The sequence below is a fragment of the Neisseria flava genome, from assembly GCF_982712965.1.
This window is the reverse complement of sequence record NZ_CEXQBZ010000043.1, coordinates 1-10,974: the sequence shown is the minus strand read 5'-3', so window position 1 is coordinate 10,974 and position 10,974 is coordinate 1. Positions and strand designations below refer to the sequence as shown.

Genomic DNA, 10,974 nt, shown 5'->3' with positions numbered 1-10,974 from the left:
TGGCTCCCCGACCTGGGCTCGAACCAGGGACCTGCGGATTAACAGTCCGTCGCTCTACCGACTGAGCTATCGGGGAATGGGGCGTATTATATAGCCCTGAAAAAAAGTGTCAACTAAAATTTTAACTGACGAAACGGCAGCATTTCAAATATTTGAATGGTAAGTATATTATTTTGACTTTATCCCATTAATATTTTGTGCTGATCAATTTTCCGTTTTTAAATACTTGCTGCTGCATGACGTTGCCGTTGTAGGTATATACGGTTAATGAACCGTCATACGGTGTGGCGCGGAATTGTAGCAGCCGTTCGCGGGGCAGGGGATAGGGATCGGTGCGTTTCCTGCTGTTGTCGCTGTAGAAATCCTGTGCCAGATATTCCTTATTGTGCCTGCTGATTAATTGCCGATAATAACCTCCCTTGACGGGGCTGTCGGCAGGGATGCCCTGCGCGTCAAAATAAGTAACGATTTGTTCCTCGATAATATCGATGCCGCCGTTGTTTTTAGGGGGGAGATTTTCTCTTTTGCCGATGCCGACGGGGATATTGACAGAGGTACCTAATCCGATATGGTTACCTATACCTGTTCCCAATCCGAGGCCTACCGACATGCGGGGCGAGTCTGCGGTACAGGCGGTCAGGATGAAGGCGGATAGCGATAAAGCGGCGGCAATAGGTTTCATAAGATAATCCTCATGGGTTGAATATCCATATAAAACAATTATATATTATGGAGTGGCATAGGTAAAAAATATCGGCGGCTAGACAGCCGCCGATATTTTTTATGAAGCCAAGATGCGTGGGAAAAGGATTTCGTTTTCCAAGTGGATATGTTCTTCCAAATCGTCCGACAGTTCTTGTGCCAACGCGTACAACCTTTGCTGGTCTTTGTCGGCGTTTTGCGGCGGAGTGAAATGGTTGGTCAGGGTTTTCAACTGCGCCAGTGCACGGTCGTGTTCTTCGTGTTCGTGCATCATGACATTAACCGGCATGGCGGCACGGCTGCCCAAGCCTTGTTTTGCCATCGGGAACAACATACGTTCTTCCTTCATCATGTGCATCAGCAGCTCGTTTTGGATGTATTCGAGCAGTTCCGGCAGTTCGGCGGGGAAGCCGTCGGGCGAGGTTGAGGCGATTTTGTGCGCCAAGGGGACAAGCTCTTCAAGTTGTGCGCGGTGGGTATTGTGATAGCGGCTGATGACATGGTCTATCACGGTATTTACGGGGGAAACTTCCCAAACGGTCAAATCGGTCATGGCGGTATTCCTGAATTTAGTCGCTTTCAGACGACGTTTAAGGTTTGTGGTAAAGATTGATATTGTATGAATGTATTCGAAGCATACACCCCGCGCGGGCGGATGTACAGTTTTCGGCCTTGTTTCACGCAATACTTATAACCAATTTTTCTTTGCCGGAAACAAACCATTCTTTCCGTTTTTCAGACGACCCCGTTAAAGTGGCAGCATCTTCTTTTTCCCTTCCGAGCAACCATGTTATTACTCAAAACGCCCAGCGTACTGCCCGGCTTCAAAATCAGCCTCGGCCTGACCGTATTGTGCCTGTCGCTTCTGGTGGTTTTGCCGTTTGCGATGATGGCGGCGAAGGCGGCGGAAATCGGCTGGGGCGGCTTTTGGAACACGATTGCCGAGCCGAACGTGTTGGCGGCGGTGTGGCTGAGTTTGCGGATGTCGTTTTATGCGATGCTGACCAATGTCGTGTTCGGCACGCTGGTGGCGTGGGTGTTGGTGCGCTATGAATTTCCGCTCAAGGGGCTGGTGAACGCGCTGGTCGATTTGCCGTTTGCGCTGCCGACGGCGGTTACGGGCATCGCGTTGGCGACCCTGTATGCGCCCAACGGTTGGATAGGCCGTTTTTTCGAGCCTTTGGGCATCAAAATCGCGTTTACGCCCGTCGGTATTTGGATTGCGCTGGTCGTCGTCAGCCTGCCCTTTATCGTCCGCGCCGTGCAGCCGGTATTGGAGGAATTGTCGGGCGAATATGAGGAAGCGGCGGCAACATTGGGGGCAAACCGCTTCACGACGTTCCGCCGCGTGCTGCTGCCGGAAATCACGCCAGCGCTCTTAACCGGCGCGGGCATGATGTTCGCGCGGGCAACGGGGGAATACGGCTCGGTGATTTTTATCGCGGGCAACATTCCGATGGTTTCCGAAATCCTGCCGCTGATTATTACGGGCAAGCTGGAACAGTTCGACGTACAGGGCGCGTCGGCGGTGGCGTTGTTTATGCTGCTGGTTTCGTTTGTGATTCTGTTTGCGCTGAACGTGATGCAGTGGGCGTTGAGCAGGCGTTCGGGAGCGAAGGGTTGAGGGGTCGTCTGAAAACCTGAACTACGCTGTTGCCGTCATTCCCGCGCAGGCGGGAATCCACCGCACGGCAACAGAAAAACCAAAAATAAATAAGGCAGCCGAACTTTACCGATGGATTCCCGCCTGCGCGGGAATGACGGCAGCTAGACTTTTTTATTTCTCTTTTAACATAAAAGATAAAAGGTCGTCTGAAAACGAATCCGCTCCCCAAAACACAGTTTTTCAGACGACCTCCAAACATCTTAAAACCAACCAGAGAACACCACCGCCATGAAACCCTATTCCGCCAATCCCAACCTGACCGAACCGCGCTGGCTGCGCGTGTTGCTGACCGCTGTCGCGCTGGGGTTCCTGCTGCTGATGCTGGTCGTACCGCTTGCCGCCGTGTTTTACGAAGCGCTGAAAGGCGGTTGGGATTTGTACCTGCAATCCCTTACCGACCCCGAAGCGTGGGCGGCGATCAAGCTCACCCTGATTACCGCTGCGGTGGTCGTTCCCGTCAATGCCGTCTTGGGCGTGGCGATGGCGTGGCTGCTGACCCGTTTCGACTTCCGCGGCAAGCAGTTGCTGACCACCCTGCTCGATTTGCCGTTTTCCGTATCGCCCGTGGTTGCCGGTTTGATGTTCGTCTTATTGTTCGGCGCGCACACAGCGTTGGGCGGCTGGCTCGAAGCGCAAGGCATACAGATTATCTTCGCCATCCCCGGCATTATTTTGGCGACGCTGTTCGTTACCTTCCCCTTTGTCGCGCGCGAAATCATCCCGCTGATGCAGGCGCAGGGCGACAGTGAAGAACAGGCCGCGCTGATTCTCGGCGCAAGCGGCTGGCAGATGTTTTGGCGCGTTACCCTGCCCAACATCAAATGGGCGCTGCTCTACGGCATCATCCTCACCAACGCCCGCGCGATGGGCGAGTTCGGCGCGGTCAGCGTAGTATCGGGACACATACGCGGCGAAACCAACACCATCCCGCTTTTGGTCGAAATCTTCTACAACGAATACAACTTCACCGGCGCATTCGCCCTCTCCGGCGTATTGGCACTTTTAGCACTGGCGACGCTGGCGGTGCAGAACATCATCACAAAATTACAAGATAAAAAACTCGCCGCCGCCGAAAGGAACGCAGCATGAGCATCACCATCCAAAACCTAAACAAACACTTCGGTAATTTCCACGCGCTGAAAAACATCAACCTCAACGTTCCCACCGGCAAACTCGTTTCCCTGCTCGGCCCATCCGGCTGCGGCAAAACCACGCTCCTACGCATCATCGCCGGACTGGAAAACGCCGACGGCGGCAATATTCTCTTTGACGGGCAAGACGTAACCGCCAAGCATGTACGCGAGCGCAAAGTCGGCTTCGTGTTCCAACACTACGCCCTCTTCCGCCACATGAACGTGTTTGACAACGTCGCCTTCGGTTTGACCGTATTGCCCAAGTCCGAACGCCCGTCCAAAGAACAAATCCGCACCAAAGTCGAAGAATTGCTCAAACTCGTGCAGCTCTCCCACCTCGCCAAATCCTATCCGCACCAACTCTCCGGCGGCCAACGCCAACGCATCGCCCTCGCCCGCGCCCTCGCCGTCGAACCCAAACTCCTACTCCTGGACGAACCCTTCGGTGCGCTGGATGCCAAAGTACGCAAAGAATTGCGTACCTGGCTGCGCGACATCCATCACAACCTGGGCGTAACCAGCATTCTGGTTACACACGACCAAGAAGAAGCCCTTGAGGTTTCCGACGAGATCGTCGTCATGAACCACGGCAAAATCGAACAAACCGGCAGCGCCGAAGCCATCTACCGCAAACCCGAAAACGCCTTTGTTACCGAATTCCTCGGCGAAACTGACGCCTTCGAAGGCAGAATCGAAAAAGGCATCTGGCACTACAACGGCTTCGCGTGGAAATTGGACGCGCAATACAAATGGCAGGAACAAACCGCCACCGGCTACATCCGCCCGCACGAATGGCAAATCGCCGCCGAACACGAAACCCCGATGATCCGCGCCGAAATCGAAAAAATCCACGCCGTCGGCGCACTGACGCACGTTTTGGTGAAACACGGCAAACAGGATGTACATATCACGCTGGCAGGCAGCGACGCGTCAAGGCTGGATTTGTCCGCAGGGCGCGAATTGTCATTGGTGCCGAAACAGGTTTATGTGTTCTCGCAGAACGAGTTGATTGAATATTCGATTTGATGGGGAAAAAAGCAAAGGTCGTCTGAAAAAAGATTTCAGACGACCTTTTGTTTATGGGGCTGACGTTTAGTCGAAATGCAGCGATTTTTTAAAGTCCATTCGCGATAAACCTTGCCTCAGACGACCTTTCGCCATCTATCCATAAAGTGTTTCCCTGACTTCAACCAAAGCCGCCAACGCTGAGGCAGTATTTACCGTTTCGGGCAGGTTGGAAGCGTCGAACGCTGTTTCGACTTCCGCCATCAGTCGTTCTGCTTTTTCCAGCAGGTTTCCGTAGGAAGATTCGCCGCGTTTGATGGCGAGCAGTTCGTCGCGGTTGGGGCGGCGCGGGCGGATTTCGCCGTGGCGGGCGATGTCGCGGGCGGTTTCGAGCAGGCGGAAGGTGTGCATCATGTTTTTGGCGTCGTAGCCTTGTCCGTGTGCCTGCGTGCCTTGGTAGCGCGTTTCGTTGCGTTCCGCCAGCCATTGCTGATAGGAGGCGTATTCGCGGCAGTAGCTGCTGTATCCGTCTTGGTTGAAGGAGAGATAGGCAAGCGGGGTTTCGCCTTCGGCAACGGAGCTGAGGGAGAGGTTGGTGGCTTCGGGTTTGGGCGCGACGCCGTGGTAGCCGCGCGTGCCGTCGTGGTCGTAAAACAGGGCGTAGAGTTCGCGGGCGTGGGCGATTTTGACCAAGCCGACGCGCCGCTGCTCCATTCCGAGTTGCGAAAGCCAGCGTTGCAGCGACACGGTTTGCGCGCCTTCTACGATGTGGCAGAAATCGAGCACACTTTTCTTTTCAGACGACATCGGGTTGCTGATTTTCTTGTTCAGCCCGCGTGCTTTTTTGATTTGTCCGTAGGCGTATCCGGCGAAACTCTGACGGCAGGCTTTGGACGCAAACCATTCGGTTTTGAACGCGTCCATCAGCGGCGAACGGTAGCGCACGCAGTCAGGCGGCGAGGCGAGCAGTTCCAGCGTGTTCGGGTTGCTTTGCAGCAAAAGCTCGATAAACCGCCCGAGTTCGTAATAAACGATGTCGTTGGTTTCGTTGCTGATTTGCGGGATGTATTCCATGCCGTAAAACATGGATTTGGGCAGGTAAAACACGCCTTTGATGTCGGTATCGGATTCGGGCGTTGCCAAACCGTAGGCGCGGCTGCCGGAAACGGCTTCGAGCAGAAGCAGGTTTTGTGTGTGCAAGTCTTCGATGGTGAGCATTTTCAGACGACCTTAAGGATAAACCGCCGCCAAGGTTTCGCGGAACAATTCGTTCAGCGGCCCGCTGTCGGCGGCTTGGGCGGCAGGGGCGGATAATTCGGAAACTTCGTTATATAAATCAACGGTCAAGCGTTGTAATTCAGGCGACAGCGTATGCAGGTAACTTTCATCCTGTTCCGCCTTGATTGCCACTAAATCGGCGATTTGGGCGGCGCAGTCCGTTTGCCATTCGCTCATCAGTTCCGCCAGCGTCATCGGCGGGATGCCGCCTTGTTTGACTGCCCACCGTGCCGCGAGCAGCGGACGCAAGACGTAAAACCATTTTTTCAGTTTGACGGGGTGCGCCAAATCCATGGCTTTCAAAGCGTTGCCCGCGATGCCGCGATAATGGTGCAGCAGCGCGGCGGCTTGGACGTATTGCGGCGCAAGCGCGTTCAGACGACCTGTGAAATCATCGTCCTGCGTATAAACCATCGGCGAACGCAGCCATTCGAGCAGCGTGGCATTGCTTTTCCGCAGCAGGCGCAATGCTTTGCGGATGTCCCAGCCGCCCACGTCAAACCATTGGTTTTCGATAAATTCAAACGTGTCTTTCGCTTCGTCGATTTGCAGATAATATGGCTGCGGACGGATATAAATGGCGCGCACGTCGTAATCGCTGTCGGGCGAGGCAAAGCCCCATGCGCGGCTGCCGCTTTCTACCGCCATCAGGAAATGCAGCGGCTCGGTATGGGCGATGTGGGTGAGTTTTTCTTGAATTGTTTGTTTCATGATGTTTCTTTTAATAAAGGTCGTCTGAAAATCCTAAAAACAGGTTTTCAGACGACCTTTGCTTTTTGATGGATGGCGGGTTCGACCGAATCAGTCTTTCAACCTGAATTCCGCCGCGCGCGCGTGGGCGGTCAGGCTTTCGCCGTGTGCCAACACGCTGGCGGTTTTACCCAGTTTCTGCGCGCCTTGTTCGGAGACTTGGATCAGGCTGGAGCGTTTTTGGAAGTCGTAAGTGCCCAGCGGCGAGGAGAAGCGGGCGGTGCGGCTGGTGGGTAGGACGTGGTTGGGGCCGGCGCAGTAGTCGCCGAGGCTTTCGCTGGTGTAGCGTCCCATGAAAATCGCGCCGGCGTGGCGGATTTTTTTCGCCCATTCCTGCGGGTTTTCTACCGACAATTCCAAGTGTTCGGGGGAAATGTAGTTGGCGATTTCGCAGGCTTCGTCCAAGTCTTTGGCGAGTATCATCGCGCCCCTGTTGCCGAGCGAGGCTTCGATGATGTCGCGGCGGGGCATGGTTGCTATGAGGCGGTTCATGGCGGCTTGAACTTCGTCGAGATAGGGCTGCGATGTGCCGATGAGGATGGCTTGGGCGATTTCGTCGTGTTCGGCTTGGCTGAACAAATCCATCGCCACCCAGTCGGCGGGCGTGGTGCCATCGGCGATGACGAGGATTTCAGACGGCCCTGCCACCATGTCGATGCCGACCACGCCGAACACGCGGCGTTTGGCGGCGGCGACGAAGGCGTTGCCCGGGCCGGTGATTTTATCGACCTGCGGTACGGACTCGGTGCCGTAGGCGAGGGCGGCAACCGCCTGCGCACCGCCGACGGTAAAGACTTTGGTGACGCCCGCGACGAAGGCGGCGGCAAGTACGATGTCGTTGCGTTCGCCTTTGGGAGTGGGGACGACCATGATGATTTCTTTCACGCCTGCAACATGGGCGGGCATGGCGTTCATGATGACGGAACTCGGATACGCCGCTTTGCCGCCGGGAACGTAAATTCCGACGCGGTCGAGCGGTGTAATCTGTTGTCCCAAGAGCGTGCCGTCTTCATCTTGGTACGTCCACGATTCCATTTTTTGGCGTTGGTGGTAGCTTTCAACCCGTGCGGCGGCGGTTTTCAAGGCGGTTTGAATTTCGGGCTGCAAACGCTCAAACGCAGCCTGCAAATCGTCTTGTGTCAGAATCAGGTCGGTTATGGTTTGGGCGGACGTGCCGTCAAAGCGGTTGGTGTATTCGATGAGCGCCGCATCGCCGCGTTTTTGCACGTCGACGCAGATGTCGGCGACGATGCGGTCGATTTCCGGATTCTGCGCGGTCTCAAAAGCCAGCAGGGCTTTGAGTTCGGCTTGGAAATCGGGCGATTGGGTGTTGAGTTTTTTCATGACTTGGTTTTCTCCTTTTTTATTTTTGGACTTGGGGTCGTCTGAATATTTTCTTGTTCAGTCTCTGTCTCTGTTTTGGGTCTGATATACGCCTTTTCGCCCGCGCCGCCGAACTTCAATTCGGGTAGGCATTTTTGGTGCAGACCGAGCTTGGACAGCACTTTTTTGCTGGACGAGGCGGTATGGAAACGGTAACAGGTTTGTGTCCTGCCGTTTTTGGTTTCTTCAGCCATTGTTTCAAAACTGTCCACTTCATACGCGCTGACGACGGCGTTTTGCAGGCCGGTGTGAATGCCGATAACGTATTTCACTTTTGATGCGGCATCTTTACCGATAACCCAGTTGCCCAACGTACGCGATTTGAGGTTGGCATCGTCTTGGTTGTCGAAGCGGTAGTCTGCTTCTTCGTCGGTATCCAAGTCCAAAGCGTCTTGGATTTTGACAGCGAGAACGAGTCCGTCGGGGTTGAATTCGTCGAGCGGGCAGGGCGTGAATTTGAAGCGTTCGTCGAGTTCTTCTGCGCTGATACCGCCTGCGCCGCATCCGGCAGATTTGTTTTTGAATTTTTTGTCGACAACGGATTTGACGAAATGAATCAGGGCAGTTTCGGCGGCCTGCGCTTCGGCTTCGGTCAAATGGTAGCTGATGATATGGCGGCCGAGTTTCTTGCATTTGGCGATGGCTTTGCGTTCCGGTACGTCAAGATCACCGAATTCGCCATCTTGCGAACGGGCGGCTTGTTCATGCTCGAAGATGCGGTTGTCGCAGCCTTTGCCGATGTAGAGGATTTTGTCTTTTTTCAGGTCGGTCAGACAATAGACGTAAAACCGACGCTCGCCGTTATTCAAAACGGAAAGGGTTGAATCTGAAAATTTTTTTATTTTTGCAACCATTTTAACTTCTCCTATACAGTTTACTGCCGGTGATATTTTCAGACGACCTGTCGGCGGGAACGGATAGGGTCGTCTGAAAACGCATCTTCATTCAAAGGAATGTTCACCCCGCCTTCACTGCGCCGCCGAACGCCTGAATAATCGGCTCCAGCAGCGCGTGTTTCGTTTTCAATGCGGCTTTGTTGACCACCAGACGGCTGGAAATATCGACAACGTGTTCGACCGCTTCCAAGCCGTTTGCCTTAAGCGTGTTGCCGGTGGAGACCAAATCGACGATGGCGTCGCTCAGGCCGACCAGCGGCGCAAGTTCCATCGAGCCGTAAAGTTTGATGATGTCGACGTGTACGCCTTTGCCGGCGAAATGCTCGGCGGCGATGTTGGGGTATTTCGTCGCGATGCGCAGGCGACTGCCGGGCTGTGAGGCGGCGGCGTAGTCGAACCCTTTGCGGACGGCAATCATCATGCGGCATTCGGCGATGTGCAAATCCAGCGGCTGATAAAGCCCGCTGCCGCCGTGTTCGATTAAAACGTCTTTGCCTGCAATGCCGAAGTCTGCCGCGCCGTATTGGACGTAAGTCGGCACGTCGGTGGCTCGGACGATGACGAGGCGGATGTTTTCATGGTTGGTGCCGATAATCAGCTTGCGCGATTTCTCGGGCGCTTCGGCAGGAACAATGCCCGCCGCCGCCAAAAGCGGCAGGGTTTCTTCAAAGATGCGTCCTTTGGACAGGGCGATGGTCAGTGTGTTTTCAGTCATTGTTGTTGTGTGCCGTCAGACTTTTAACCCGTACCAAGCAGGCAGCCTGACTTTCTCCATTGTATGTTTCAGATGGGAAAAAGGTCGTCTGAAAACCGCGACCGGCATTCAGACGACCCCATGTGGATCAAAGCAGTTTTTTGATGTCGGCAGCAATAGTTGCCGGCTCGCTGCCGTAAGGTGAGAAAATCGCCACTTCGCCGTTTTTATCAATCAGATACGCGCCGGAAGAGTGGTCAACCAGATAGTTCTCGCTGTCTTCCTTCTGAACCACTTTGGAGGAAACCACGCGGTATTGCTGTTTGATGACCGGCAGGCTTTGGTCGCCTGTCGCAGTCAGACCGATAAATTCAGGATTGAACTGTTTGACGTATTTGCTGATGACTTCAGGTGTGTCGCGCTCTGGGTCGATGCTGACGAACACCACTTTCACATCTTTCGCCTGATCGCCCAATTGTTTCAATGTGTCGCTGTAAGTCAACAATTCGGTCGGACAAACGTCGGGGCAGTGTGTATAGCCGAAGGACAGGATCACGACTTTGCCTTTCAGGTCGCTTAAGCTGAACGGCTTGCCGTCGCCGTCGGTCAGCGTGAAATCGCCGCCGATGTCTTCTTTACGCATATCCGTTCCCGGACCTTGCGGTTTAGGAGCGGCAGCAGCATTAAGCGAGGTCGTCGTTTCAGGAGAAGAAGCAGGCGTTGCGGCTGGGGCGGACGCTGTTGAAGAAGCAGCTGAAGCGGTCGCGGGATTTTGTTCCGGCGTTTTGGCTTCAGGTTTGCAGGCAGCAAGTGCGGTAAGGGCGAATGCGCCCAAAATGGCGGTACGGATTGCAGTAGGCATCATAAAAATTCTCCAATGCGGGTATGGTGTGTGAACGTCGTCTGAAAATAAAAAATGAAACGAACGCCGCCATCTTAGCGCGTTTGCAACATTTAATATAGCGGTTTATGCCGTTTTTCGGCTGAAAATGAATGATGTTTGATATAAGTGGAAAGAGTAGGAAGCGTCGGGAACAAAATAAAATAAATTTAATGTTTTTAAAAATCAAAAATATAAGCAATATATCTGCAAATAAGGCAAGATTTTGCTTTACAAGCCCGAATACGCCGCTATAATAGCGACTTCTTCACCAGCCCAGGTGGCGAAATTGGTAGACGCAGGGGACTCAAAATCCCCCGCCGCAAGGTGTGTCGGTTCGAGTCCGACCCTGGGCACCACAAAAAACCGCTTATCAGCGGTTATTTTTTTGCCTGTCGAAAGCTCATATTAGAAATCAACATTTTGATTAATCAGGATTTTTTTGTTTTTTTCATGTTTTTGATATTTGGAGACCTTTGCAAAAACCCTTCCTTCGATATCCGAAACCCTAACACAGGTTTTCGGCTGTTTCTGCCACTAATTGCTCCTGATTTTACCCAAATACCCCCTTAATCCTCCCCGGATAC

The 10,974-nt window shown here is 53.7% G+C and carries 11 protein-coding genes and 2 tRNA genes; 4 read left to right on the top strand and 9 right to left on the bottom strand.

All coding sequences use genetic code 11. The features are described from left to right. The 3 genes from AC5M9B_RS03000 to AC5M9B_RS02990 form a co-directional block, all read right to left on the bottom strand. Window positions 1-76, bottom strand: a tRNA-Asn gene (locus AC5M9B_RS03000). 111 nt (window positions 77-187) lie between these two features. Continuing rightward, window positions 188-682, bottom strand: a complete 495-nt coding sequence (locus tag AC5M9B_RS02995) for a NemA protein (protein ID WP_487648237.1) — start codon at window positions 680-682, stop codon at window positions 188-190. 99 nt (window positions 683-781) lie between these two features. Then, window positions 782-1,255, bottom strand: coding sequence for a hemerythrin domain-containing protein (locus AC5M9B_RS02990; protein ID WP_070442847.1), 474 nt, complete (start codon window positions 1,253-1,255; stop codon window positions 782-784). Between the two features lie 234 nt (window positions 1,256-1,489). Between AC5M9B_RS02990 and cysT the strand changes: the two genes are divergently transcribed. From cysT to AC5M9B_RS02975, 3 genes are all read left to right on the top strand, one after another. Continuing rightward, window positions 1,490-2,326, top strand: coding sequence for a sulfate ABC transporter permease subunit CysT (gene cysT / locus AC5M9B_RS02985; protein ID WP_003759178.1), 837 nt, complete (start codon window positions 1,490-1,492; stop codon window positions 2,324-2,326). A 270-nt stretch (window positions 2,327-2,596) separates the two neighbouring features. After that, window positions 2,597-3,457: a sulfate ABC transporter permease subunit CysW gene (gene cysW, locus AC5M9B_RS02980; RefSeq protein ID WP_070654383.1), complete on the top strand. Its 861-nt coding sequence runs from the start codon at window positions 2,597-2,599 to the stop codon at window positions 3,455-3,457. Continuing rightward, a complete protein-coding gene (locus tag AC5M9B_RS02975) occupies window positions 3,454-4,527 on the top strand; it encodes a sulfate/molybdate ABC transporter ATP-binding protein (RefSeq protein ID WP_070654382.1) in 1,074 nt (357 codons plus the stop codon). The genes cysW and AC5M9B_RS02975 overlap by 4 nt, the downstream gene beginning before the upstream one ends. Before the next feature lie 135 nt (window positions 4,528-4,662). Here the strand turns inward: AC5M9B_RS02975 and AC5M9B_RS02970 are convergent, their stop codons facing one another. The 6 genes from AC5M9B_RS02970 to AC5M9B_RS02945 all read right to left on the bottom strand — a co-directional run bounded on the left by AC5M9B_RS02970 (window position 4,663) and on the right by AC5M9B_RS02945 (window position 10,372). Continuing rightward, window positions 4,663-5,724, bottom strand: a complete 1,062-nt coding sequence (locus AC5M9B_RS02970) for a nucleotidyltransferase domain-containing protein (protein ID WP_487648236.1) — start codon at window positions 5,722-5,724, stop codon at window positions 4,663-4,665. A gap of 12 nt (window positions 5,725-5,736) precedes the next feature. Beyond that, window positions 5,737-6,495 carry a nucleotidyltransferase domain-containing protein gene (locus AC5M9B_RS02965; RefSeq protein ID WP_487648235.1) on the bottom strand — a complete coding sequence of 253 codons (759 nt, stop codon included), beginning with the start codon at window positions 6,493-6,495 and terminating at the stop codon, window positions 5,737-5,739. Between the two features lie 90 nt (window positions 6,496-6,585). Beyond that, window positions 6,586-7,878 carry a histidinol dehydrogenase gene (hisD, locus tag AC5M9B_RS02960; protein WP_487648234.1) on the bottom strand — a complete coding sequence of 431 codons (1,293 nt, stop codon included), beginning with the start codon at window positions 7,876-7,878 and terminating at the stop codon, window positions 6,586-6,588. Further along, on the bottom strand, window positions 7,875-8,771 hold the full coding sequence (locus AC5M9B_RS02955) for an endonuclease (RefSeq protein ID WP_487648233.1): 897 nt from the start codon (window positions 8,769-8,771) through the stop codon (window positions 7,875-7,877). Before AC5M9B_RS02955 ends, hisD begins: the two co-directional genes overlap by 4 nt. A gap of 103 nt (window positions 8,772-8,874) precedes the next feature. Then, window positions 8,875-9,528, bottom strand: coding sequence for an ATP phosphoribosyltransferase (hisG, locus tag AC5M9B_RS02950; protein ID WP_487648232.1), 654 nt, complete (start codon window positions 9,526-9,528; stop codon window positions 8,875-8,877). Between the two features lie 127 nt (window positions 9,529-9,655). Further along, window positions 9,656-10,372 (bottom strand): SCO family protein, encoded by a 717-nt coding sequence (locus AC5M9B_RS02945; protein ID WP_080980515.1) that lies wholly within the window; start codon window positions 10,370-10,372, stop codon window positions 9,656-9,658. A gap of 289 nt (window positions 10,373-10,661) precedes the next feature. On the opposite strand from AC5M9B_RS02945, the gene AC5M9B_RS02940 reads away from it, so the two are divergent. Next, window positions 10,662-10,746, top strand: a tRNA-Leu gene (locus tag AC5M9B_RS02940). Window positions 10,747-10,974: the final 228 nt, after the last annotated feature.

Bases quoted from the DNA above. Each gene is read 5' to 3' on its own strand.
- AC5M9B_RS02995 (WP_487648237.1), bottom strand. From the start codon at position 682: ATGAAACCTATTGCCGCCGCTTTATCGCTATCCGCCTTCATCCTGACC.
- AC5M9B_RS02990 (WP_070442847.1), bottom strand. From the start codon at position 1,255: ATGACCGATTTGACCGTTTGGGAAGTTTCCCCCGTAAATACCGTGATA.
- cysT (WP_003759178.1), top strand. From the start codon at position 1,490: ATGTTATTACTCAAAACGCCCAGCGTACTGCCCGGCTTCAAAATCAGC.
- cysW (WP_070654383.1), top strand. From the start codon at position 2,597: ATGAAACCCTATTCCGCCAATCCCAACCTGACCGAACCGCGCTGGCTG.
- AC5M9B_RS02975 (WP_070654382.1), top strand. From the start codon at position 3,454: ATGAGCATCACCATCCAAAACCTAAACAAACACTTCGGTAATTTCCAC.
- AC5M9B_RS02970 (WP_487648236.1), bottom strand. From the start codon at position 5,724: ATGCTCACCATCGAAGACTTGCACACACAAAACCTGCTTCTGCTCGAA.
- AC5M9B_RS02965 (WP_487648235.1), bottom strand. From the start codon at position 6,495: ATGAAACAAACAATTCAAGAAAAACTCACCCACATCGCCCATACCGAG.
- hisD (WP_487648234.1), bottom strand. From the start codon at position 7,878: ATGAAAAAACTCAACACCCAATCGCCCGATTTCCAAGCCGAACTCAAA.
- AC5M9B_RS02955 (WP_487648233.1), bottom strand. From the start codon at position 8,771: ATGGTTGCAAAAATAAAAAAATTTTCAGATTCAACCCTTTCCGTTTTG.
- hisG (WP_487648232.1), bottom strand. From the start codon at position 9,528: ATGACTGAAAACACACTGACCATCGCCCTGTCCAAAGGACGCATCTTT.
- AC5M9B_RS02945 (WP_080980515.1), bottom strand. From the start codon at position 10,372: ATGATGCCTACTGCAATCCGTACCGCCATTTTGGGCGCATTCGCCCTT.